Annotated in this window: 19 protein-coding genes and 2 riboswitches; of the genes, 2 read left to right on the top strand and 17 right to left on the bottom strand. The window is 48.0% G+C overall.

Annotated elements, in window-relative coordinates; genetic code table 11:
• The first annotated feature begins 449 nt into the window (after positions 1-449).
• Positions 450-1,403, top strand: a complete 954-nt coding sequence (locus RS891_RS02515; protein WP_064642616.1) for an L-lactate dehydrogenase — start codon at positions 450-452, stop codon at positions 1,401-1,403.
• A 131-nt stretch (positions 1,404-1,534) separates the two neighbouring features.
• Here RS891_RS02515 and RS891_RS02510 read toward each other — a convergent pair whose 3' ends face one another.
• The 6 genes from RS891_RS02510 to RS891_RS02485 all read right to left on the bottom strand — a co-directional run bounded on the left by RS891_RS02510 (position 1,535) and on the right by RS891_RS02485 (position 9,186).
• A complete protein-coding gene (locus tag RS891_RS02510) occupies positions 1,535-4,243 on the bottom strand; it encodes a PAS domain S-box protein (RefSeq protein WP_315794335.1) in 2,709 nt (902 codons plus the stop codon).
• 271 nt (positions 4,244-4,514) lie between these two features.
• On the bottom strand, positions 4,515-5,249 hold the full coding sequence (locus RS891_RS02505) for an ABC transporter permease (protein WP_113055148.1): 735 nt from the start codon (positions 5,247-5,249) through the stop codon (positions 4,515-4,517).
• A gap of 1 nt (position 5,250) precedes the next feature.
• Positions 5,251-5,967: an ABC transporter permease gene (locus tag RS891_RS02500; RefSeq protein WP_315794334.1), complete on the bottom strand. Its 717-nt coding sequence runs from the start codon at positions 5,965-5,967 to the stop codon at positions 5,251-5,253.
• Entirely contained in the window at positions 5,964-6,878 is a 915-nt protein-coding gene (locus RS891_RS02495) for an ABC transporter ATP-binding protein (RefSeq protein ID WP_315794333.1), read from the bottom strand. Before RS891_RS02495 ends, RS891_RS02500 begins: the two co-directional genes overlap by 4 nt.
• A gap of 83 nt (positions 6,879-6,961) precedes the next feature.
• Positions 6,962-8,506 (bottom strand): HAMP domain-containing sensor histidine kinase, encoded by a 1,545-nt coding sequence (locus RS891_RS02490; protein WP_315794332.1) that lies wholly within the window; start codon positions 8,504-8,506, stop codon positions 6,962-6,964.
• Positions 8,503-9,186, bottom strand: a complete 684-nt coding sequence (locus tag RS891_RS02485; RefSeq protein ID WP_099858628.1) for a response regulator transcription factor — start codon at positions 9,184-9,186, stop codon at positions 8,503-8,505. Before RS891_RS02485 ends, RS891_RS02490 begins: the two co-directional genes overlap by 4 nt.
• A gap of 217 nt (positions 9,187-9,403) precedes the next feature.
• Here RS891_RS02485 and RS891_RS02480 point away from each other — a divergent pair, with 217 nt between their 5' ends.
• A complete protein-coding gene (locus tag RS891_RS02480; RefSeq protein WP_315794331.1) occupies positions 9,404-11,158 on the top strand; it encodes an alpha-glycosidase in 1,755 nt (584 codons plus the stop codon).
• A 151-nt stretch (positions 11,159-11,309) separates the two neighbouring features.
• Here RS891_RS02480 and RS891_RS02475 read toward each other — a convergent pair whose 3' ends face one another.
• The 11 genes from RS891_RS02475 to RS891_RS02425 all read right to left on the bottom strand — a co-directional run bounded on the left by RS891_RS02475 (position 11,310) and on the right by RS891_RS02425 (position 24,026).
• The gene (locus RS891_RS02475) at positions 11,310-11,822 is read right to left on the bottom strand and encodes a PadR family transcriptional regulator (RefSeq protein WP_113055155.1); all 513 of its coding nucleotides are present in this window, start codon (positions 11,820-11,822) and stop codon (positions 11,310-11,312) included.
• Between the two features lie 122 nt (positions 11,823-11,944).
• Positions 11,945-13,162 (bottom strand): YhgE/Pip domain-containing protein, encoded by a 1,218-nt coding sequence (locus RS891_RS02470; RefSeq protein WP_315794330.1) that lies wholly within the window; start codon positions 13,160-13,162, stop codon positions 11,945-11,947.
• Between the two features lie 251 nt (positions 13,163-13,413).
• Positions 13,414-14,358: an L-serine ammonia-lyase, iron-sulfur-dependent, subunit alpha gene (gene sdaAA / locus RS891_RS02465; protein ID WP_113055159.1), complete on the bottom strand. Its 945-nt coding sequence runs from the start codon at positions 14,356-14,358 to the stop codon at positions 13,414-13,416.
• On the bottom strand, positions 14,348-15,037 hold the full coding sequence (sdaAB, locus tag RS891_RS02460) for an L-serine ammonia-lyase, iron-sulfur-dependent subunit beta (RefSeq protein ID WP_024632230.1): 690 nt from the start codon (positions 15,035-15,037) through the stop codon (positions 14,348-14,350). The genes sdaAA and sdaAB overlap by 11 nt, the downstream gene beginning before the upstream one ends.
• Before the next feature lie 111 nt (positions 15,038-15,148).
• Positions 15,149-15,290: riboswitch (glycine riboswitch) on the bottom strand.
• Positions 15,291-15,294: 4 nt separating this feature from the next.
• Positions 15,295-15,418, bottom strand: a riboswitch (glycine riboswitch).
• Positions 15,419-15,755: 337 nt separating this feature from the next.
• Positions 15,756-17,033, bottom strand: coding sequence for an MFS transporter (locus RS891_RS02455; protein WP_315794329.1), 1,278 nt, complete (start codon positions 17,031-17,033; stop codon positions 15,756-15,758).
• A gap of 29 nt (positions 17,034-17,062) precedes the next feature.
• Positions 17,063-18,199 (bottom strand): phosphotransferase enzyme family protein, encoded by a 1,137-nt coding sequence (locus tag RS891_RS02450; protein WP_315794328.1) that lies wholly within the window; start codon positions 18,197-18,199, stop codon positions 17,063-17,065.
• A 188-nt stretch (positions 18,200-18,387) separates the two neighbouring features.
• Entirely contained in the window at positions 18,388-19,143 is a 756-nt protein-coding gene (pstB, locus tag RS891_RS02445) for a phosphate ABC transporter ATP-binding protein PstB (RefSeq protein WP_113055163.1), read from the bottom strand.
• Positions 19,144-19,155: 12 nt separating this feature from the next.
• Complete coding sequence (gene pstA / locus RS891_RS02440) at positions 19,156-20,043, bottom strand: phosphate ABC transporter permease PstA (protein WP_063566305.1); 888 nt, start codon at positions 20,041-20,043, stop codon at positions 19,156-19,158.
• Between the two features lie 2 nt (positions 20,044-20,045).
• On the bottom strand, positions 20,046-20,954 hold the full coding sequence (pstC, locus tag RS891_RS02435) for a phosphate ABC transporter permease subunit PstC (RefSeq protein ID WP_099858708.1): 909 nt from the start codon (positions 20,952-20,954) through the stop codon (positions 20,046-20,048).
• 139 nt (positions 20,955-21,093) lie between these two features.
• Complete coding sequence (locus tag RS891_RS02430; protein WP_113055165.1) at positions 21,094-22,017, bottom strand: phosphate ABC transporter substrate-binding protein; 924 nt, start codon at positions 22,015-22,017, stop codon at positions 21,094-21,096.
• Positions 22,018-22,733: 716 nt separating this feature from the next.
• Positions 22,734-24,026: an arsenic transporter gene (locus RS891_RS02425; protein ID WP_315794327.1), complete on the bottom strand. Its 1,293-nt coding sequence runs from the start codon at positions 24,024-24,026 to the stop codon at positions 22,734-22,736.
• Between the last annotated feature and the right edge of the window lie 18 nt (positions 24,027-24,044).

The raw sequence follows: 24,044 nt of genomic DNA, 5'->3' as shown, positions 1-24,044 counted from the left end.
CGTTCCCTTCTGGAACTGTCATCGGATCGGGTCGACCTGTCTCATAGATCAAGTACGCATTTTTCATTTGCTTGTCCGTATGTATTCGTCAGTCTCTTTGCTGATCCCTTTGACGCTTTTCTTCTGTTTCTGCGGATTCATAAGAACTTTTGTCAGTTGCCTCATTCGTAAAAATAACCCTTCATCCGACAATGAACATGAATGCTGTCATGTCGAAATATGCTGATGCAAACGCCGTCACTTTTTATGAAAATGAATTATTCATGTCAATTTTGTTAACTCCATCACTCCAATACGCTCCCGCGACAGAGGAAATCATTGCTGCACAGCTTTTCCATGTGTTATCTTATGTAACGTAGAAGCAATTATTAGCATAAAATAAAGGACTATACTTAACATATGTATCATTGTGAACGGATAAATCAAATGGTAATGGGGGCTGAACGGCAGTGTTAGGCAAATCAGGTAAAGTAGCGGTGATCGGGGCGGGACTTGTCGGTTCAAGTTGTGCGTATTCCATGATTAATCAATCGATATGCAGAGAAATTATGATGGTTGACCGGACGTATGATCGCGCGGTTGCACAGGCGCTGGATTTTTCCCATTGTATGGACTTCACGCATAACCGCACAAAGGTATACGCTGGCACTTATGCAGATTGCGGCAGTATGGACGTCATTGTCCTGACTGCCGGAGCGAATCCGAAGCCAGGGCAGACTCGTTTGGATATCCTGGAAGAAGCGGAGTCCATCGCCAAAGACATCGTTGTTCCCATCATGAATAGCGGATTCCGAGGGATTTTTGTCGTCGCAGCCAATCCGGTTGACATAGTAACTTATATGGTATGGAAGCTGTCCGGTCTTCCGCGTGAACGAGTCATTGGGACAGGTACGTCTATTGATTCCTCACGGCTCAAAACGCTGTTGTCCGAAGTCTTCTCCATCGATCCTCGCAGCGTGCACGGATATGCTCTCGGGGAGCATGGGGAATCCCAGTTCGTCGCATGGTCGCATGTTACCATCGGAGGCAAACCGATTATGCACATTATGGAGCAGCACAAGGAACGTTTCAAACATCTGGATCTGGAAGATATCGCCCGCAAAACGAAAGATGCCGGTTGGGAAATATTCACTCGTAAAGGTTCCACTCAATTCGGAATCGGTAACGCACTCGCACATATTACCCGTTCGATTCTCAATGATGAACACAAGATTATTGCCGTGTCCGCGATCCTTGATGGAGAGTATGGACAGAGCAACGTATGTGCAGGTGTTCCAGCCATTATTGGCGGGGATGGGATCCAAGAGATTATCGAATTAAACCTGGATGCATCTGAACGCGAGAAATTTGAGCGCTCCTGTGAGGTTTTGTCAGGCAACATCAATCGTCTTACCCTGGTTTGACCAGTTCAGCTATTCAAGGATGGTCCATAACAAAATAATCAGAAACACAAAAACGCCAATAACCTCCTGATTCAGAAGTGTCATTGGCATTTTTGTGTTTGTTTGTTTTAATCCACCTTGGGAGTACGATTTCAGCTTGGTGCAAGCTGAGGTTCATCCGTCGGCCCCCACTGCTGAAGCACCCGTTTCAGTTCACTCAGCATAACGGGTTTGCTGATAAAGTCACGCATCCCAATCTCCAGACAAGCTTCCTTGTCTTCACGTTTGGCATTTCCGGTTACCGCTATAATAGCTGGAATACGCTCCTGCGGAATTAATCGGTGTACAAGATCTGTCGCTTTGAGTCCATCCATAACAGGCATCTGAAGATCCATGAGAACAATATCATAGGCATTCTGTGAAATGGCTTCGATAGCCTCGACTCCATTCGAACATACATCTGCTTGGTAACCAAGCTTCTCCAGATACTCTGTCAAAATCTTCCGGTTTACCGGGTGGTCCTCGGCAACAAGAATACGCATAGCCACTTTATCCCCTTGGCGTGTTCGATCATGGCTGAATTGACGTGCAGATTGCTCTGCAGTCGCATCTACACTTGTAGCAGGCACAGCGAAGCGGAAGGTTGATCCTTTTCCATCTTCACTCTCCACACTGATACTGCCACCCATAATCTCCACGAGCCGCTTCGAGATGACCAATCCAAGACCTGTCCCGCCATATTTGCGGTTAATGACAGGATGCAGTTGAGAGAATGACTGGAACAACTGATCCAGCTTATCCTCTGGAATACCGATCCCTGTATCCTTCACCGCAAAATCCAACACACTCGCTTCCGGTCTGCTGCCGCGAATAATATCCACAGTAACATCAATGCTCCCCTGATCCGTAAACTTCATGGCATTGCTCACCAGATTGACGAGAATTTGCCGAATACGCATCGCATCGCCCACCATAAACTCAGGAATGTCGGGATTGAGACGATATCGGATCTTCAACTGCTTCTCTTCCGCTTTAGGGGAGAAAAGTTCCGCAACCTGCTCCAACATGATCCTCAGCGAGAACGGTTCATAGGCCAAAGCCATTTTCCCGGATTCCAATTTACTGAAATCAAGGATGTCATTCAAGATATTCAAGAGTGCATCGCCGCTCTCACGGATGATCTCGGCGTATTCTCGCTGTTCCTCTGATAAATCCGTGCCAATCAGCAATTCAGTCATGCCTACGATTCCATTCATTGGTGTCCGAATTTCATGACTGACCATGGACAGGAATTCCGACTTGGCCTGTGCTGCAAGTTCAGCGGTTTCCTTGGCGCGCACAATTTCGCGATCACCAGTCACATCATTGAACACGATAACGGCGCCACGAATCTGACCCTCATCGATAATCGGTGTAACCTGGTATTCCACCAGAAAGCTGGTTCCGTCTTTGCGCCAGAACACATCCTCCTTCACTGTACGGCGCTGCCCATCCATCACTGTCATATGAATAGGACATTCATTTTTTGGGAAATAGCTGCCGTCTGCACGTGAATGATGAATGATAGGATGCGAGCTTTTGCCGACAAACTCTTCCGCTTCGTAGCCGAACATGGAAGCAGCAGCCGGATTCATAAATCGGGTGATGCCATCTGCGTCCAATCCGTAGATGCCCTCTGTAACCGTGTTAAGAATCAGGGCATGCTGTTTGCTAAGCTCCTGAATCTGTTCCGTATAGTCCTTACGCTCCGTAATATCAGACAAGATTCCATACACACCCACAAGTTCCTGTTCCACAATGATGGGAACATTAATGATAGATACATCTACCTTCCGGCCACTGGAATTCACGATCCGCGTTTCATAATGTTGAGGTTTCCCCTGCTTCACCAGTTCGAAATATGCCTGCCCGCCGTGTACTTCACATTTATCCAAATGCGAAAGAAAGGACTGCCCGATCAATTTGCTTCGAGGTACATCCAGCATTTTGACCAGATTCCGGTTCACTGCAGTATATTTGCCTTCGAGATTCAGCGAGTATACCGCTGCTGGATTATGTTCAAACAGAGATTTGTATCGTTGACGGCTCTCTCTAAGACGTCTTTCTGCGTTTTTATGCTGGGTAATATCCCGGCTGACGCTTACAATCTGCGTATTCTTACCCTCTTCTCCGGCCACAGGCTTTGCCAGTGTTTCCATCCAGATGTAGTGCCCCTTCTTATGAAGCACCCGCATCTTGCAGCCATTCCCACTCGACGACATCTCCAGAAGTTCAGGGTAATCCCCGGGGTAACAGTAATCCTTCAGGAGCTTGCCTGTGACTTCCTCCGGACGATATCCGAGCAAAGGATAGACAGAAGGTGAAACATAAAGCAACTTGCCATCCATGGACGTCGTGGTGATCAGGTCCTGGGCATGATCCGCCAGTATCTGATATTTCTCCTGCGTTTCATGCAACTTACGTTCGACTTCTACGATCTCGGTTACATCCCTGGCAATACCGTATATCCCCACGATAACTTCTTGTTCCGTTATGGGTACATAGGTAATCTCGGCCTGTTTCAGAGAACCGTCTCTATGATAAAACGTGATCGATTTACTGACTGAATGTCCAGCCAGTACCTCGCGAATGTATTCTTTACGTGACTCCTCACTCTCGGGAGGGCATATTCTATCTCGATTCAAGCTACGGAGTTCTTCAAAAGTATACCCTGAGATCCTCTCAATCGAGGGATTGGCATCAATATAATTTCCATGGATGTCCATCACATATATGGCATCCGGGTGATTAAAAAACAATGATTGGTAAGAACTTCCCTCAGAAATAATGCGCTTTAGGGTTTCCGTTTTATTAATATCCAAGGCTTACCCCTCTTTTCTTAGCCTATATCTTCATCTAACAACCAAAAAATATAATTTTCGGAGAAATGGGCCTACCCTCGAATAACCATGTAAGCCTTCCTAGAAACAGCTTTTTTTATTTTACCAGATTCCAGTTCAAATTTGCTTACAATCTCTTCACCAAAAACCATGTATAAACGACAAAAAAATCCCCTTTAAGCGACATAGCTCGTCAATAACTGAGGTCTATGTTTGCTTAAAAGGAATTTATTAGACAACTTAATTGCGAAAATTAAATTTCTTTTTTTCTAAAATATAACACTCCGATTAAAATGAAGAGAACTGCACTACCCCCAACCACTGCCAGCATAGTCCCAAGCGGAACATTGTACGCTCCGAATCCTCCACCTTCAAGCGGTGTCATTAAAATCATTGGTTGCGCCCAAGGGTAATACGGGCCAAACGTAGCCGAGTTCACGATCAGAATGTTCGGTACGGTTAACGCAAAGTTCAATGCTAGCGGTGCTGCAAAGCTGCTCCATACCAAGGAAACGAACATTTGAAGAGCAGCGAGCGGCACACAAGCGAATAGCCCCAGCAGCAGCTTTCCTGTAAGGAATCCCCATGGGATAGGATCCGTCATGCCCTGGATCATACCTGCCAGCAGGATGGACCCGAGCAACAGCAATTGTGTACCTGCCAGAAGCAGAATCACGATGGTCAATTTGCCCGCATATACGCCCGTACGGGTGAGCGGCAGCACCAGCATTTGCTTCCAGCCTCCACCCGCATGCTCGAAACGACAGACGAAAGACGTAAATACGCCGGTCAGGATGGGCAGCAATAACAAACCGTGCAGAAAGACCATTGAGCCCATAAGCACACTCCATTGATCTGAAGGTGTGGATAATAGCCCAATCAGCAGCGCAATTAACGGACTCAGCAGAATCAGAAGCCAGACAGGTGATTTGCCCATTTTGAGTCGCTCAGAGGACAGGATTCGGAAATAGGTTGTTGCAAAACTCATCTTAGGCCACATCCTTCCGGCTAAAATGCATCATCCCCAGCAACATGATCAGGAGACCCGAACCTATGCCCAAACCGACGTACAAAAATGGTTTTGGGCTGACCCAAGCCATCTGTGCCCATGCAAGCGGAAAGTATGGTGAGATACTGAGTGCGAACATGCCCATTACCGCGAGTACAATACCGAGAGTGACCGGAAGAGCCTGATTTTTGCTTACCATCGTCAGCCATAGCTCCAGTGATAACACTGGAAGTGCTCCAGCCAGTGGCAGTAAGCCCAGCTTGATTGCATGTATCCAGGGAATCTCACCCGCGTTGAATCCAAGCACCAGTCCCAGACCAATAATGCCTGTTGTTAATAACAAACAGGAGATGATGAGCAGCATACAAGCGAGCAGGAACTTGGCCAGGTACACCGCAGGTCTTGGGATTGGCATCGCCAGCAATTGCTTCCATGATCCCTGCTCATGTTCAACATTTGCGATCATCGAACTGAGAATCGTCGCCCCCAGCATCAAGGCAAGTGGTACAAAAACAACCACATTGTCCAGCAAACCCTCCCACAAATGATCCCCATACTGTTCTTTCAGATAGCCCAAACGAAGCCCGAAGTTCAGAGCCTGCATTACTGTCAGTCCAATGGGTGCCAGAAAAACGAGAAACCAGATGCCTTTACCACGAATTTTGAGCCAGTCAGACGATAACGCACGGCCCGTCATATCGCCGCCCCCTCGCCGATAACCCGCATGAACAAGTCTTCCAGAGATTGACGGTGCTCTTCCACACGATAGACCGCATGGTCCTGCTCAACCAATCGACGGACCAGCAAGGCAATGGCGCTATTATCCATGTACGGGAACGTGAGCGCGGCTCCTTCACGTTGACCGAACTGTCCCTGCTCTCTTGCCAGCTTCATCGCCTCTTCGGGCTCGGAAACCGTCAATCGAATGGAGCTACCCGTCTGGCTATGCAGATTGGCGATTGTATCCTGAAGTACCATTTTCCCCTCACGGATAATGCCGACCCGGCTCGCCATCTGTTCCACTTCACTCAGCAAATGGCTGGACACTAGGACGGTAATGCCGTGTTCCAGGGGCATGCGTTTGATTAATTCCCGAATCTCCTGGATGCCCGCTGGATCAAGACCGTTCGTCGGCTCGTCCAAAATCAGCAGCTCCGGCTGACCCAACAAGGCACTTGCAATCCCCAGACGCTGTTTCATGCCAAGCGAGTAACCTTTTACGGAACGTTTGGCATCCCGGGTCAGATCCACGATGGATAGCACTTCGGCAATCCTCGATTTGGGTACATTTAATATCCGGCGCAAGGTTTCCAGATTCTCCACCGCGTTCAGATGACCATAGTATGAAGGATACTCAACCAATGACCCTACACGTCGCAGAATGTCCATGCGATCCTTGCGGATATCCTTGTCGAAGATACGGATGACTCCTTTGGTCGGCTTGATTAAGCCAAGGAGCATACGAATGGTTGTTGTTTTACCAGCCCCGTTGGGACCAAGGAAGCCGTAGATGTCTCCCTTTTTAATATGCAGATCAAGTTCACGGACCGCCGCACGGTCCCGGTATGTTTTCCATAAGTTAGCGGTTTGAATAATGTTATCACTCACTGTTTGATCACCTCGGATATCATCGTAACCTTCCAAGGTTAAAGCTGAAGCTGCCTGAAGTTTAAGTTTAGTTTAAAAAAAGGTTAGGGCCTCGGTTTGCCAGCTTCCCCGCCGCTATAGAGAAACACCCGCAATCCATTCTCGGAGCTGTGCACCCTCTTCCGCAGTCCCATCTCACGAATCAGCAGATCCACGATGGATAACCCCAGACCCGTTCCTTTGGTATCCGAATCTTCCTGCAATCCTGGGCCCCTATCATGAATAACAAGAGCTGTCTCCCCATGGATCTGTTCTGTTGATATGCCAATATATTTTCCACTCACTGCATGACGGATGACATTCTGAAACAGGTTATCGAGAACACGACGTAATCCCTGCTCATCCACCTGCCAGATCAACGGTTCTTCCGGCAGATCGATATCGATCTCAAACTGCTCTTTCTCCCATACGGGATACCAGGCCGCCGCTGTTTCTCTAACGATTCGCAGGACGTCCTTCTGTTCCAGCTTCAATGTATATTTCCCGCTGGTGAGCAGGTTGTACGATAACATGTTATCGATCAGTCCGCTCAAGTCATCCATCTTGGCTTCCATACGACGCAATGAGGTATCCGCAGCCATGCTTAATGGTTCTTTGTGAAGGGAATGCATATGCCCGCGAATGACCGTCAGCGGTGTACGGAGATCATGTGACAATCCCGCAACTAGACGTTTGCGCAGCTGTTCCTCCTCCCGCTCCCGGTGGCGGCTGTCTGTTAACTGATGCACCATTTCATTAAACGATTCCTCCAGCTGTCCGATCTCGTCCGATCTGCGGATTTCGACTGGAAGTGGGATTCCTTCCTTGCCCGGAGTGATCATCGCCGTCTGGAGCCGGATAAGCCGCTTGCGAATTCGCGCAAAGAACAGGATAGACATGATGATAAATAAAAGGAAGATAATCATCATCAATCCACCCAAATACAAGAGTTCCATAGGCCAGTTGTTCTGCGGCTTTTGCAAAAGATACCTTGGAACCTCAATTACCATAAACCCTTGTCCCTTGTCTTCGCTATCTCCCCCTACAAAAGAAACCACTGTTAGCGGATCACGATAAGACGCTTCCTTCATAAATTCCAGGGTAGTGTTTGAATTCCATATCGCTGGAATCTGGGTCTCTGTTCTCTGATGATTCAACGTCCACTTCAATGTCGTCATCCTTGTTCCATCCACGGTGGATTCCGATACATCAACGTCCTCTCCAGCGAGAATAAATGCCGTTTCACCGTTTTGGTCCACACGGTACATCGAAGATTTGGGATATTTGTGGTGCAGCTGTGCCATACGTTGATTAATTTCGTCAGAGGTCGCCCCACCCAGCTTCTCGGATTCTCGCGTCCACAGGTTGCTGATTTTTGTGACATCCCCATAAGGTGCCGTATTCCCCGTATTCGTATTGTTCACCACCACCACATAGATGATGGATGTAATCGGGAGAACGACTGGCACAAACAAAACTGCCGCCAGGATCAGGAGAATATACCGGGACATCAAGGTACGTCCAAAACGCATTTTACGTTTACCCGAAAAGCTCCGTTTCACTCCTCTGTCTCTATTGGATGGATCGGGCATCATCGCCTTTTTGCTCATGGCTTCTTCACACGATACCCGACACCACGAACGGTTTGAATGATGGTCGGGTTCGCCGGGTCACGCTCCAGCTTCTCGCGCAGATGCCGAATATGTACCATTAATGTCTTATCACCGTCCAGGTAAGGCTCGTTCCAAACGGCTTCGTAGATCTGTTCCTTGGTTCGAATCATGCCCATATGCCTGAGCAGGTAGGCGAAGATATGAAACTGTTTGCCTGATAAAATAATCTCTTCCCCCGTCTCCTCATTCACAATCCGGTGATCCTTCTCATAGATGGACAAGTGGTCCAGTTTCACCACCGTATCAGCTGAGATTGCAGTACCTGCCTTCCGAAGCTGGACTTCAATCCGTGCGGCGAGTTCATCGGGATGGAATGGCTTGGTTACATAATCATCGGCAAAATCAAGCCCGTGCAGCTTGTCGTCAATGGACGTTCTGGCCGAAAGCATAACAATGGGCACTTCAGGATGTTCCTTTTTGAGTCGTTGTCCTACCGTAAATCCATCCAGTCCCGGCAGCATGACATCCAGAATAACCAACGAACAGCCCCCGGCAGCTTCAGCCGCACCTTCACCACTTCCCAGCCATACCACTTCATATCCGCGCTCCTCCAAGTCGGCCCTAACCCATGTAGCAATTTCCGTATCGTCTTCAATGTATAACAGTTTCGTTTTCATGCCCGCATCCGTTTCCTTTCTCCACCCTTTGGGTTAATTATATATTTGAAACATAATGAAGTATCTTACTTATATAAAATGTACGAATGGTGATCTCGCGATCATTGATGTCCTTTTATTTTAAATTATACCTTAATTATCCGCCTCGCATGATTCTGCATCGAATGTTGCGACTTGCTCACATAATACATGTGTATACGACGGGAGGAAATTCAACATGCTGCTGGAAGCCATCTTTCATCAACCGAAACGGAACTGGGCCTATGCCTACGATAAGGATACCATTCGTCTTCGTCTGCGTGCCAAAAAGAATGATCTCACCGAGGTACATGCCCTGACTGGGGACAAATACGCCTGGGATCGTACCAAAGAACTGGTTCCTTTAACCAAATATACATCCGATTCCATGTTTGATTATTATGAGGGGCAAGTAAAGCCTCCGTATCACCGTCTGAAGTACTCCTTCCTGCTAAAAAGTGGCACAGAACAGATCTGGATGACCGAAACGGATTTCCAAACGCATGAACCAGACGATCCTGGTCACATGTTCCAGTTCCCGTATATCCACCCCGGAGCTGTATTTACACCGCCTGCATGGGTGAAGGATGCGATTTTCTATCAGATCTTCCCTGAACGATTCGCCAATGGCAACCCTGACCTTGATCCAGAAAATGTGGAAGCGTGGGGTGGTGAGCCGACCCCATTTAACTTTTTCGGTGGTGATCTCCAGGGCGTCATCGACCATCTGGATTACCTTGAAGAGTTGGGCATCAACGCCATTTATTTTACACCGATCTTCGAGGCAACAACCAATCACAAATACGATACCGAAGATTATCTGCGAGTAGATCGGCATTTTGGTGATGCAGATACAGCCAAACGGCTTGTTGAGCTGTGCCATGCGCGCGGAATCCGGGTGCTATTGGATGCGGTGTTCAATCATTCCGGGAAGACGTTTGCGCCGTTTGTGGATGTACAAAAAAACGGGGAGAAGTCCAAATACAAGGACTGGTTCCATGTACATGAATTTCCGCTGGACGTGAAGGATGGCGTTCCTACGTATGAAACCTTCGGATTCGAAGCCCACATGCCGAAGCTAAACACGGAAAATCCTGAGGTGAAGGCATATTTGCTGGAGGTGGCCGAATACTGGATCAAGGAAGTGGGTACCGACGGCTGGCGGCTGGATGTCGCGGATGAAGTGGATAATGCGTTCTGGCGTGACTTCCGCCGTGTGGTCAAGGCTGCGAATCCGGATGCCTATATCTTGGGTGAGGTATGGAATGAGTCCTCCTCCTGGCTGCAAGGCGATCAGTTCGATGCCTCGATGAACTATCCATTTACGGAAGCCGTGAATCGTTTTTTTGTAAAAGATATCATGCACGCCGAACAGTTCGCGAACTCGATCGGTCGACAGCTGTCCCGCTATGCGCTGCAAGCCAGCGAAGTGGCGTTTAATCTGTTGGACAGCCACGATACACCACGATTGCTCACCTTATGTGAGGGCGACCAGCGGAAGATGAAACTGGCCGCGCTGTTCCAATTCACTTATATGGGCACTCCGTGCATTTATTATGGAGACGAGATTGGGCTGGACGGGGATCATGATCCCGGTTGTCGGAAATGTATGGAGTGGGACGAGACGAAGCAGGACCGCGAGCTGTTCACCTTTTATCAGAAGCTAATCGCACTTCGCCATGCCCACCCTGCCCTGCGTGCAGAAGGCAGCATTCGCTTCCTGCAGGCCCGCGAAGGCGGAAGCCAGCTTGTGATGGAACGACAGGATGAGAAAGAGCGCATTCTGATCCTGTTCAATCGTTCGGAAGAAACTGCTATTGTCGAGCTGGAGGCAGGCGCCGGAGAATGGACGGAGTTATTTGGCGAGAATTATCGCACAGCCAAGGAAGAGGGAATCTTGGCCGTTGAGCTGCCCGCATATGGATATGCTGTACTAAGTACAGATATCGCGTAGCTTCTTAATTTTGTTATACCCTTGCAATTCCAACGTACTGAAAGCAATGCCGAATAAGCGCTCACAGACCTGTTATTGATCTGTAAAGCGCTTTTCTGCGTTATGGATGGATCGTCAATTGATTTGAGACATGGATGGATACTATTGAAAACTATTGTGGCGAGGCTAACTGCTCCTTGAGCAATCGGATGGTAGCTTCGTATTGCACAAGCCCCACTTGCATACATAAACGCTGTGCAGGTGAGATCTGTTCGCCAAATTGCTTCATCTGGCGCTGCAGCTCAGCATACAGCAATTCTTTACGATTCAACTCTGACCGTACCCAGCCTGTGACAGTATCTTCATCCGCCAGCTCTCCGAAATACAGACGCATCAGAAAATCAGAACGGAACACCTCGGCTTCCAGGGGACTCATCAAATAGGTATTGAACTCCGCAGACCCTTCCGCTGTTAAGGTATACACATTTTTGTCAGGTTTCCCTTCTTGTCTAACGGATTCCTTGGTTAACAACCCTGACTTTTCCATCTTGGCAAGTGTAGGATATATGGTGCCAAAGCTGGCATCGAAGAAAAATGAAAAGTATTGTTCAAAGTACTGCTTAATCTCATATCCGGAACATGGCTGATTGTGCAGTATTCCGAGGATGACCTGCTGCGTGTTCATCGGTGTACCGCTCCTTTCCAATTCCTCTTAACGTATCACATCCTCCCTTATACGTTCAACATCATAAGCCGCTCACGGATTAGTTTATCTGGTTAAACGGGGGTGTATCATTATCATCCATGTTATCCACGATCAGGTGATGGCAGGTTCCCAGTCAGAGCGACAGGTGTCGGTGCAGACTTGGACTCCAAAGGAATGCCGGATTGTGCAGGACCTGAACGTTTGATCCACGTGCATATCACTCCCAGAACCAACGTCGCCGCTCCAATCACCACCAGAAGCATAACATCACGACTAATCCCGTTGCCGCCAAGCACCAGATTCATCATCCCCTCCACCGCGTAGGTTGCCGGCAGATAATGTCCGATCTGTTGATAGAAATCAGGCATGACATCGCGAGGAATGGTTGCGCCTGATGACAACATCAGCAGAGGCAACAAGGCACTATTTAACCATGCCCCAGCATTTCCAAGCAGCAGCAAGCTCAATTGCGCCACGAATAGAAAAGATAAAGTAATCAACAACTGAAATAACCATAACATCCACCATCCGTCTGCTGATGATACACCCATCACATGCATCATTCCTGCTCCAACGAGCGATACGATAAATGCAGCACCAACATTGATGATATTTCGTGCCCAGAAACGTTCCCATTTCCCTGCCCTGCTACTGAGTTCACCAGAAACCTTTTGCAGATTCATGCCAAGCAGCATTGCACCTGTAAACGTAGCCGTCACAATCAACATCGGTACCATGGAAAAAGCAAAATTATGAACTGGATTCAGCCGTTCCACTTCTGCCTCCACCCGGGAAGATAACCCCGCTGCCATAACATTCGCCTGATCGTCAGCCATACCTGATTGATTCAGCACTCCCCGAATGCTGTTTTGCTGTACTTCACGGTTCAACGTCGCTGTAACTTGTGCGGATACGGTCTGCATCACACTTTTTACGGTAGCTACATTGGATTCATTCATCACATACTTCACCGCCACCGGGCTCGACAAGTCTCCCGCCTGCTGCATGAAACCGGATGGAATCTCGATAATCATGTATACATCCCGGTCCGTCAACATCCGCCTTGCTTCTTCCATAGTTGCCGAGGGTTTGATCGCGAAATTAAGGCCCTCTGCAAGAGACTTTGCCACAGGCTCCGCCGCAGCCCCATCTTCATTTACGATAGTTACTGCAAGCTGATTCATCCGTGCATTTACCTGATCATATCCACTAAGCCAAATGGTATTAAAAAAAACCTGGAACAGTACGGCTGTAATTAACCCGACCACTGTAGCTCCATTTTTCAAAAACAGAATACTCGTTTGAAAAACACTTTTCATATTATCCATCTCCTTAAGTTGTATAACTTATTCTCGGTCATATATATCGTTTCGATATATAACAATAAGTAATATATCAATACGATATATAAACGTCAATACCTTTTTATTTTTCTTTGTTGGAACAACAAAAAGCCGATACGCTTCTTCACCAAGAAGAATTCATATCGGCTTTCATATCATGAGAGAGCAGATCATTACCGTTAATGATTCAGGCTCCACGAGTTAAATTCAGTTCATTTTGATGGGTACTATGCCTTGGCTTCTGGTTTATTTTCAGCAGGAGTCTCGGCTTCAGCCTCAGGCTCAGCACGCTTCGCCTTTGGTTTGGCAAGCTTCTCCATCATTTTCCGTCCTGTCGGCGTTTGAGCAAGCCCACCTTGGGCCGTTTCACGGTGCCTGCTTGGCATCGCACTGCCCACTTCCAGCATGACATCAATGACTTCGTCAGACGGAATGGCACTACGCACCCCGGCAAGCGCCATATCGGCCGCAGCCAAAGCGGTTACCGCACCCAGTCCGTTACGGACGATGCACGGAATTTCCACGAGGCCTGCGACCGGATCGCAGATAAGGCCTAATGTATTTTTTAACGCGAGACCAACCGCATGAACCACTTGCTCCGGCGTCCCTCCACGCAGCTCCACCATGGCTCCAGCGGCCATACCGATAGCAGAACCCACTTCAGCCTGACAGCCACCCTCTGCACCGGAGATAAATGAATTGTTGGCAATGACATAACCGATCGCTCCCGCGCAGAACAGACCGTTCACCAGGTGCTCGTCACTCCAGCCAAAACGCTCCTGGGAGCTGATAAATACACCCGGAATGATGCCGCAGGAACCGGCTGTCGGTGTCGCAACGATCCGACCCATGGAGGCATTCACTTCCGATACACAAAGGGCATACGCCATGGCCAGTGCAGAGGCATCTCCAGAACAAGTCTCACCTTTACGAATGTACTCAGCCATTTTTTTGCCATCTCCACCAGTCAAGCCGCTGCGTGATGTCGTATCTTCTGTCAGCCCTTTGTGTACAGCTTCCTTCATCACCTGGTAGTAATCCGACATCTGCCGCACAACATCCGCTTCCGGGATATTCGTCTCCTGAACCTGCTCTTCGATCATCAGCTGGGCAATGGTCTTGGACTCTGCTGTACAGATGGTATTTAGTTCATGTAGATGTTTAAACCGCATCAGGCTCGACCCCTCTCTTCAAATCAATCACGCGAATGTCCAGCATATGATCCAGCGACCGTAGGCGGTTCAACATCTCAGGATTCGGCACACCATCCATCTCCATCGCTGTCAGTGCTTCACCATCCCGGGCTTTCCGATCCACTTGCATGTACCCGATGTTCACCCCGGACGAACTGATGGTGGAGGTTACCGAAGCGAGAACCCCTGCTTTGTCCGAATGTCGCAGTACAAGTGTGGGGAACTCTCCGCTGATCTGTACACGAAAATCATTCAATGCATGCACGGAAACACTGCCCCCGCCGATGGAAGCACCAATTAATGAGCATTCACGGTCTCCGTGCCACAGCTCAATCTTAACCGTATTGGGATGAGGAGCAGGCAGGCCGCTTGTGAAAAACTCTACTTCCATACCCGCTTCCTCTGCATATTGTTCTGCATCCGGTATACGTGGATCATCAGTCACATAATCAAGCAGGCCACCAATCAACGCAAGATCCGTACCATGCCCCTGATACGTATCAGCAAACGAGCCGTATAGAGTTAATCGGGCGCGTTCAGGCGTGCATCCCAGCCACTGACGGGCAATTCGCCCCAATCTTGCCGCTCCAGCCGTATGTGAACTTGATGGACCTGTCATGGACGGACCAATAATTGAAAAAACGTCTTTAAAACGCATCGCAAACCCTCCATTTATAATCGTCATTTTCATCCAGACGTACACCCATAATGTTCCTTTATTACTGAATGATGACATGAGAAAAGGACAGAAGAAGGCTCTAGGCCCTCTCTCTGTCCTCGATACCTGAGAGTTTCATGATAAGCAGCGCGGCGGATCGATGCATTCCTGTATTCACAGGTGATGTCACCCTGCACACTGTGCTGCTTGACCATATACCCCTTGGGTGGCGCAGTTCGCGCACTCTCCAGAGTTGCGTCCAACGATGGTACATTTACCTGAGAGATTAACCGCTGCGCCGGGTGCGTAGCAGCTTGCTCCTTCGGTGCCCGACAGCTGCCATTTTACTCGACAAGCTCAGGTCTCTCCCGCTCGCTATCATTCGCTGTATGGAACCATTCTGATCTTGTACCAGAACGATAATTGAAGTTTTTAATACTTTCTCATTAAGATTAATCGACCGGAAGATCAGTGTCAACAAACTTAACGATTTCTTTGCGAATATTTGCTTATTCCCATTTTATACACAAGATAAACGAATAAACTGTAAACTTTCATCACATGAATGTGTTAATGCGTTTCATCTCGAAAGCGTATACATTTTTCATTTTCTATTAGCCAATATCTGTGTTTAATACTATTTATGTTATGTTCCAGTGAACGGTTCGGGTATTCAGGCAACCTTTATTCTGTACTAGAATTGCCGTATTTCTGCCTGTCACCCCACCATCGCCTTGGGCTTCGCCGGTTCATCGTAATACCTGCTTCGGGAAGGAAACATGCTCGTCACCCACAATCCCAACGCAGCTAACAGCATGACCCCAGAAACAACTGTATATACCATACGAAGCGACAACTGCTCTGCTATTACCCCTGCAATCAAAATGGAAGCTACTTGCAACACACTTAACACAAGTCCAAGTACACTACTCATTCGCCCCATCAGATCGACAGGGATATTATTTTGATAAAAGGTAACCAGGCCCGTATTCGCCAGTGCGGAGCACAGACCGAGCAGAATAAAGGCAACCGCCGCCAGCTCAAACGAGAATGAACGGGCGAACAGAAAATAACCCAGCGCGACCAGAAGTACACCGCCACCCATCATGTGACGGATCGGCAAATGTTTGGCGAACATCCAAACCAGCATGGAACCTGCCAAATAACCGATTCCGGTGATACTCATTAATGCTCCGTACTGTGATTCAGGCAGGTTCATCACCTGACGGATAAACACCACTTCCTGAGCATCCAGCGACATGCCGACCACCAGAATAATCTGGAACAGGGCATATATACCGACCACGTAGCCCGACTTTCGGCTGAAGCTCAGTACAGCTCTCCAATCCTGGGCAATCATCCGAGGTGTCAGTCTGCTTCCCGTCCCTATATTCTGTTCTCCAATGCCCAGTTTGGGAAGAAACATTAGAATCAACGCAGAAGCAGCAAAGGAAATCGCATTGGCATAAATGGCTGCCGCCGGAGATAGATAAATCAGCATCACTCCTGCAACTGCTGGGCCGGTAATAAATGCCCCTGAGCTGATCAGGGCTTGTAGGGAATTGAAGCGCTTGCGCCGTTCAGCAGGTACCAACCGGGTAATGTATACCTGAGAGGAAGGGACAAATATAGATGAAGACATGCTGATCAAAAACATCACTGCATACATCATCCATAGGCTGGACATCAGTGGGAGCGCCGCCACCAACAATGCCCGTAGCATATCAGCACCAATCATCAGCTGTCGCTGATCATAACGATCAATCAGGCTGCCTGACCAAAACTTAGTGCACACCGAAGCAATCGGCGAGATAATCCACAACCCTGCGACTGCCGCTGGAGACTGTGTCATATTCAATACCATCAGGTTAATCGCCACAATATATATGAAATCACCCAGATTGGATATGCCCACTCCGCTAAGTAGCAATCCGGCATGCTTCCAGCCACCAGACTGCCCCTTCGATGCAACTCTCTTTGCACGAATGTTCTTCATAGCGCTACCCACCCACTAGAAATCACAAATTATAACTCATAGAAAATACTCTCATTCTGTACATATGGTTTGCAAAATTTGCTGCATATAAGAGGCATTCGCTCTTTCATCCATTCGTACCTGGATTCATTCTCCATCTGGAATGCAAAATAGCCGAACGTAAAGATCAGCATGAATCCTTCCATTAAACGAATATCACGCTTCGTTAGTGGTCCTGTCTTCTCACTATAACCCGATAAGAAGACATCCCGTTCCTCCCGATTGAAAATAAGAGCCGCACCTCCGGCATCAAATAGATAGTAGCCATAACCGTATAAACAAAAATCAATCATGGATATCCCCTGTTCCGTCACTAACAGATTGCCGCGGGTGATGTCCCCGTGAATCACTCCCCATGTCTCGGCATTGTGCGGATACGTTTCGAGTTGACCGTTAATGTTCTCAAACGTCTCACGAATCATATCGAAATCTGCAGGAGTAAAGATGCCACGTCTAACGCCTTCCTCCAATTGCTTCAGCATGACCAGATTCTCTTTGATCGAGCCGTAGGCTGGTCTTACTTCTGTATGCTCCAAGGCAGGGCTGTCGCTATCGGTATACATCTCTGCGATGATCGCCTTATCAGCATGCTGATCACGGTCATTCATCTGCTGTCCGCTTTCAGACACCTGTGAACCCTCAAGTGGCTTGGGAGTTTCCTTAGGTCGTCGTCCATATTGATGCAATATCTGCAACTGTACACCCAAATCATGAATCTGCGCTGTTGTCAGACGTTCTCCCTGCTTGATATCCCTGCCCTCAATCCATTCCAGAACAGTACAACAGATCTCTTCTCCTGTTTCGTCCAAATAGACAGTGACCCACTCATTCAATGTATTGCGTACAGGTATCTGCACCCGCAATGGGCTGGTAGCTCGTAATTCATGAAGTAAATTCATCTCTGCTTCAAGTGCAGGTCGTGTATGCTGGATGCCCGTCATGCTTGCAAAAGCGGCCTTATGTATTCGCAATAGATACTTCTGTCCGGTCGATTCATCAACCACCTGATACGTTAGATTTTCATTATGTCGGATAAAGGAAACCGAAGGCTTCGCTATGGAATAATGCGAGATAATTTCAGTTGCCATGGTGTCATGGGCAATCTTATGAATAGTTATGATCCACATCTCCTTCTCTTATCAAATTAAAGGCAGTATTTACAAATATCGTAGCATGATTGTTTTTGCTTTGGCAAACTATTCCATATGTACGAAGATGTAAAAAAGCATAACCCCCGAACGACCTCGCCCGAGTGTTATGCTTCCTTGTATCTCTATAAATCTATCTCGATCTCATACTCCATCCAATATAACAATTAACCGAAACGTCCCATAATATATTCCTGAGTCAGACGATTGTCCGGATTGGTGAAAATATGCTCCGTATCTCCGTGCTCAACCATGCTTCCCAGATAAAAATAAGCCGTATAATCCGAGATGCGTGCCGCCTGCTGCATATTGTGGGTAACAATTACGATCCGCAGCTCTTTCTTAAGCTCCGAGATCAACTCCTCCACTTTACCCGTAGATACCGGGTCAAGCGCAGATGCCGGCTCATCGAGCAGCAAAATCTGCGGATCAACCGACAACGCGCGGGCGATACAGAGCCGCTGCTGTTGTCCACCCGAGAGGGCCAGGGCAGACTCATTCAGTCTGTCCTTCACTTCGTCCCAGAGCGCAGCGCGGCGCAAGCTTTTTTCCACAATTTCATCCAGTGCCTTCTTGTTCTTGATACCGCGGTAGCGGGGGCCAAACGCGATATTGTTGTAGATAGACTTGTGGAAAGGGTTCGGCTTCTGCCACACCATGCCAATCTTCTGACGAAGCTTGATTACGTCTGTGCCCGGCTCGTTCAGATCATTGCCATCCATCCAGATATGTCCCTCGGTGCGGGAACCGGCAATCTCGTCATTCATCCGGTTGAGCGACCGCAGGAACGTGGATTTACCACAGCCGGATGGTCCAATGAGTGCGGTCACACTGGCTTCGGGAAACGTCAGGCTGATCTGTTTGACGGCCTGAAAATGTCCATAATATATGCTTAACTGTTCCGTACCAAAAGGTATGGCCATGTTGGTTCCTCCTTATTTCGAAGCTGTCATGCGGCGGTAAACCACCCGACCGATCCAGCGTGCACTCAGATTGAACGCCAGTACGAGAAGTACAAGCACGGCTGAAGCGCCAGCGGCTACTTCTTTGGAATCCGGGCCAATGCCTTCACTGTTTACTTTCCAGATGTGCACGGCCAGTGTCTCTGCCGGACGCAATGGATTGATTGGCGATCTTGGACTCGTTGGATTCCAGTCCGTGAAGTCCAGCGGTGGACTACTCATACCCGCTGTGAACATCAGGGCTGCTGCTTCGCCGAAGATCCGGCCCGATGCCAGGATCGTACCCGTGATTAAGCTTGGCAATGCCACAGGCAGCAGAATGGAAGTGATAATTTTCCATTTGGACAACCCGAGAGCAAGACCCGCTTCCTTCTGCTCTTTCGGAACGGCCCGGAACGCCTGCTCCGTTGTCCGCACCATGAGTGGAAGATTGAATATTGCCAAGGCCATGGCACCTGATAATAAGGAGAATCCAAGACCAAATGTATTAACAATTAACAAGAGTCCGAACAAACCAATAACGATAGACGGGAACGAGGATAACACTTCGACAACCAGTCGAATAAAACTTGTGATCCGGCCCGGCTTGGCGTACTCGGCCATATAAATACCGCCGCCCCATCCGAGCGGAATCGTAATAATCAATGTCAGGACAAGCAGGAAGATCGAGTTGAATAATTGCGGTCCAATCCCGCCTCCACCTTTGAGCAACTGTGGTGCACTGGTCAGGAAGTGCCAGTTAATCTGTCCGATTCCACGTACCAGAATGAAGCCAAGCAAACCGAGCAAGAGAACAACAATGAACAGTGCCAGAACAACGATAACGGATGTGGCAACTTTATCTACCGTTTTAGCCTTCATTTTCATACCCGGTTCCTCCTTTCAAGCAGGCGAACCAGAATGACGAAGACAAAGGTCATCACCAGCAGGACAAGCGCCATACTCCACAGTGCATTATTATGAACAGATCCCATCGTGGTGTTCCCCATACTCAGGGTGATTACACTCGTTAACGTTGAAGCCGATTCGAGCAGTGATGTCGGTACGTGCGGTGCATTCCCGATGACCATCTGTACAGCAAGAGCTTCACCAAATGCGCGAGCCATACCCAGTACAATCCCTGTCAGTAAAGCTGGAAGAACCGTCGGGATAATGACACGGTAGATTGTTTGCCAGCGGGTTGCACCCAGTGCGTAGGATGATTCACGCAGACCTTTCGGCAGTGCAGACAGTGCATCTGCCATAATGCTTGTTACGGTAGGCAAAATCATAACAGACAGAACCAAACATCCGGCTGCAATCCCGACGCCGGCTCCGCCAAACATGCTGCGCAATAAAGGAACGATCACACTGAGACCGATAAACCCGTACACTACGGAAGGAATACCGGACAGCAACTCAATCGCAGGTTGCAATATCTTTTTACCTTTACCTGGTACAATCTCGGTCATGAAGAGCGCTGCACACAAGCTAAGCGGACTTGCAATCAGAGCTGCAAGCAAAGTTGTTATGAATGAACCGGTAATGAACGGCAACGCTCCGTAGGCAGCGGGTTCCCCCGTTGGATTCCACGTTTTTCCAGATAAAAATTCGCGTAAACTTACGCCATTCTGGAAAAAGGTCGACAAGCCTTTGGACGCTACAAAATAAACGATGGAAAACATGACAACGATCAGGAAAACGACACAAATCGACGTATAGATCCGTCCCGTCCACTCTTCCCAATAATGCTTCTCTCTCAAGGGCCGGCGTGGTTTCAACTTGTTGTTCATTACCGTTCCCCCTTCGGTCTGTTCCATAACAACCATCCTTCTATAGTAGAATTCATAAATATGGGATTATTCCAGAGCAAACCGCGCAAAGAGGCAGGACCTGGGTCCGCCTCTCTCGCTGTATGCGCAAGTTCAAAGATTATTGAGTCACAGTGCCTGCTGCGTCACGTTTTACTTTCATGCCGGATACCGGGATGTAACCAAGCTCCGTCACGTCGTTTTGTTGAATTTCATCACTCAGGATGTAGTCGAGGAATGCTTGTGTTGCTGCATCCGGATCACCTTTAGTGTACATGTGCTCATAAGCCCATACCGGATATGTTCCTGCTTCTACGTTCTCAACCGTTGCTTCTACACCTTCGTATTTCAAAACTTGCAGGCTGTCATCCAGGTAGGACAGAGCCAGGTAACCAATTGCGCCCGGCGTTTCAGCTACGAGCTTTTTAACTGTACCAGAGGAATCTTCCTGAATAGAACCTTGGATATCTTCTACTTTTGTTCCCAGAGCAAAGTTCTCGAATGTTGCACGAGTACCGGAGCTGCTAGGACGGTTTACGATAACAATCGCTTGATCTGCACCGCCAACATCTTTCCAGTTTGTGATTTTACCAGAGAAAATGTCGATCAGTTGTTGCTTCGTCAAATCTTGCACACCTGCATCTTTGTTGCTTACTGGAGCGATGGCTACAACAGCCACTTGGTGATCTTTCAGTTCGCTTACTTTTGCTGCATCATCGATTTTCTCTTCTGCAAATACGTCAGAGTTACCGATTGTAGCTTGTCCGTCGGATACTTGTGTCAAACCAGTACCACTACCGCCGCCTTGCACTTGTACTGTTACGTTCTTATATTCATCAACTGCCATAAATTTTTGTCCAGCTTGCTCTACCAGAGGTTGTAGTGCTGTTGAACCAACAGCCAGAATGTTACCGCTAAGTTCAGTAGCAGTTTCTCCTGTGGAATTGTTGCTTCCCTCTGTACCAGCGTCATTTTTCGATCCGCATGCTGCGAGTACCAGTACGAATGTTAAGGTCATCAAAATGAACGGCAACTTTTTAAACATGTTTTGTTTTCCTCCCCCAATTTAGTGACGGTGATTTGCTTTTATTTTTGTTCACCATCAACTCTTTATTCATTGTAGTTTCGTTATGTCATCTCAAAATCAATGTTTTGTAAACGCAATGTTAAAAATGTTGGGCTGTGAATTGAAATGAATTTGAGAAAAGCTTCGCTGAATTGACCGCTCCGGGAACGGACGTTGTTTCAATCCGTATTGTGTCCAGATTTTAATCACATAATGAATAAGTCGATAATACTTTCGAGTGGCCGTTCCGGTTACGGATCGTTCTTCCGATCGCTGTTGTCTCCATTTTTTTTGATTTGATATGTATAATGTTAAAACTCGGAGACAAAGGCGAACGCTTCGCTTCTTCAGAATCGATTCCGTCCCCTCCACTACGTTCGGTGTTTAAAATTCATAAACAATTCTTAAACAGAATACGCTTTGACTTTACACAATCGTTCCGTTCCCTGCGCTGTGTCAGCGCTGGTGGGGTCTCAGGCATTTTAATCCTCAGCCTGAGGGAAGGTAAAAAAAGAAGGCCAGCACTATAGATGCTGGCCTTTGTGTACATGCTTAATGTAGAAAGAGAATTTGTTTCTTCTATAGAAGAAATAAAAAAACTGCCTCATCGCTGGTATGTAGCACCAGCGTGTAAGAGCAGCTTTTTACAATAAGTTGGATCATACGATAATTGTTAATGTACAAATACGATTTTACTAACCCAGAATCCATAGCCATAACGCTAATCCGGCCAAGGTAATTAATAGTGTGGGAATGGTTAAGATTATGCCTGCCTTGAAATAATATCCCCAAGTAATTTTTACACCTTTACGGGACAGCACATGCAGCCACAGTAATGTGGCAAGTGAACCAATTGGCGTCATTTTGGGACCCAGATCGGAACCAATCACATTCGCGTAGATCAGCGCCTCACGCACTATACCTTCGGTGTGTGCACCCTGAATCGCGAGTGCGTTAATTAACACGGTGGGCAGATTGTTCATTACTGATGACAATATCGCTGCGATCATGCCCATTCCCACTGAGGCGGCCAACAGACCATGGTCTGCGATAGTATCAAGCCAGCGGCTCAAGTGATCGGTTAAACCGGCATTACGCAGTCCATACACCACGATGTACATGCCCACCGAGAACACGACAATGGACCATGGGGCTTCCTTGATCACGCGTTTCAAGTCCACTGCTTCGCTCTTTCTTGCCAATATGGCGAACAAAAGAGCTACGGCACCAACGATAACCGATACGGGAATTGGCAAAAACTCACTGGAAGCATAGGCCACGAGCAGCAGCACCAGCATGAACCAGGCGATGCGAAACATCCGCGGATCACGAATAGCTTCCCTTGGATCACGTGCTGCAGAGATATCATAGCGAAGCGGGATACTTTTGCGATAAAACAAGAACAACATCCCTGTACTCGCCACGATGGAAAAGAGATTGGGTACGATCATCCGCACCGCATACTCCACAAATGTAATACCAAAATAATCCGCAGATACGATATTTACCAGGTTGCTTACGACCAGCGGCAACGATGTTGTATCGGCGATAAATCCACTAGCCATGACAAAGGCAAGCACCATGCGCTCATCGAACTTCAATGCACGTACCATCGCGAGCACAATTGGGGTAAGAATGAGCGCTGCACCATCATTGGCGAAGAGCGCCGACACCGCCGCCCCGAGCAAAATGGAATAGATAAACAGCCTGCGCCCATTTCCTCCTGCCAACCTCGCCATATGAAGGGCAGCCCATTCGAAGAAACCTGTCTCATCGAGTATTAATGAAATCATAATAATGCCGACAAAAGCGAGCGTTGCATTCCATACAATGGATGCCACATCAGAAGCATCGTTCAGACTGACGACACCACACATCAATGCTAGCAAGGCCCCGCCCATGGCGGACCAACCAATGCCTAATCCGCGTGGTTGCCAGATAACCAATGTGATGGTCAGTACAAAAATCAGAATTGCTACATATGTCATAAAGCCTCCTGCGCCGAT

This window comes from Paenibacillus sp. BIC5C1 (assembly GCF_032399705.1).
Taxonomy (GTDB): Bacteria; Bacillota; Bacilli; order Paenibacillales; family Paenibacillaceae; genus Paenibacillus; species Paenibacillus taichungensis_A.
This window is presented reverse-complemented; position numbering and strand designations above follow the sequence as displayed.

Coding starts and splice junctions, on each gene's coding strand:
- sdaAB (WP_024632230.1), bottom strand. CDS start 15,037: ATGCGTTTTAAAGACGTTTTTTCAATTATTGGTCCGTCCATGACAGGT.
- RS891_RS02475 (WP_113055155.1), bottom strand. CDS start 11,822: ATGAACACGCAGCAGGTCATCCTCGGAATACTGCACAATCAGCCATGT.
- pstC (WP_099858708.1), bottom strand. CDS start 20,954: ATGAACAACAAGTTGAAACCACGCCGGCCCTTGAGAGAGAAGCATTAT.
- sdaAA (WP_113055159.1), bottom strand. CDS start 14,358: ATGCGGTTTAAACATCTACATGAACTAAATACCATCTGTACAGCAGAG.
- pstA (WP_063566305.1), bottom strand. CDS start 20,043: ATGAAGGCTAAAACGGTAGATAAAGTTGCCACATCCGTTATCGTTGTT.
- RS891_RS02455 (WP_315794329.1), bottom strand. CDS start 17,033: ATGAAGAACATTCGTGCAAAGAGAGTTGCATCGAAGGGGCAGTCTGGT.
- RS891_RS02500 (WP_315794334.1), bottom strand. CDS start 5,967: ATGACGGGCCGTGCGTTATCGTCTGACTGGCTCAAAATTCGTGGTAAA.
- RS891_RS02430 (WP_113055165.1), bottom strand. CDS start 22,017: ATGTTTAAAAAGTTGCCGTTCATTTTGATGACCTTAACATTCGTACTG.
- pstB (WP_113055163.1), bottom strand. CDS start 19,143: ATGGCCATACCTTTTGGTACGGAACAGTTAAGCATATATTATGGACAT.
- RS891_RS02450 (WP_315794328.1), bottom strand. CDS start 18,199: ATGTGGATCATAACTATTCATAAGATTGCCCATGACACCATGGCAACT.
- RS891_RS02505 (WP_113055148.1), bottom strand. CDS start 5,249: ATGAGTTTTGCAACAACCTATTTCCGAATCCTGTCCTCTGAGCGACTC.
- RS891_RS02425 (WP_315794327.1), bottom strand. CDS start 24,026: ATGACATATGTAGCAATTCTGATTTTTGTACTGACCATCACATTGGTT.
- RS891_RS02470 (WP_315794330.1), bottom strand. CDS start 13,162: ATGAAAAGTGTTTTTCAAACGAGTATTCTGTTTTTGAAAAATGGAGCT.
- RS891_RS02485 (WP_099858628.1), bottom strand. CDS start 9,186: ATGAAAACGAAACTGTTATACATTGAAGACGATACGGAAATTGCTACA.
- RS891_RS02490 (WP_315794332.1), bottom strand. CDS start 8,506: ATGAGCAAAAAGGCGATGATGCCCGATCCATCCAATAGAGACAGAGGA.
- RS891_RS02480 (WP_315794331.1), top strand. CDS start 9,404: ATGCTGCTGGAAGCCATCTTTCATCAACCGAAACGGAACTGGGCCTAT.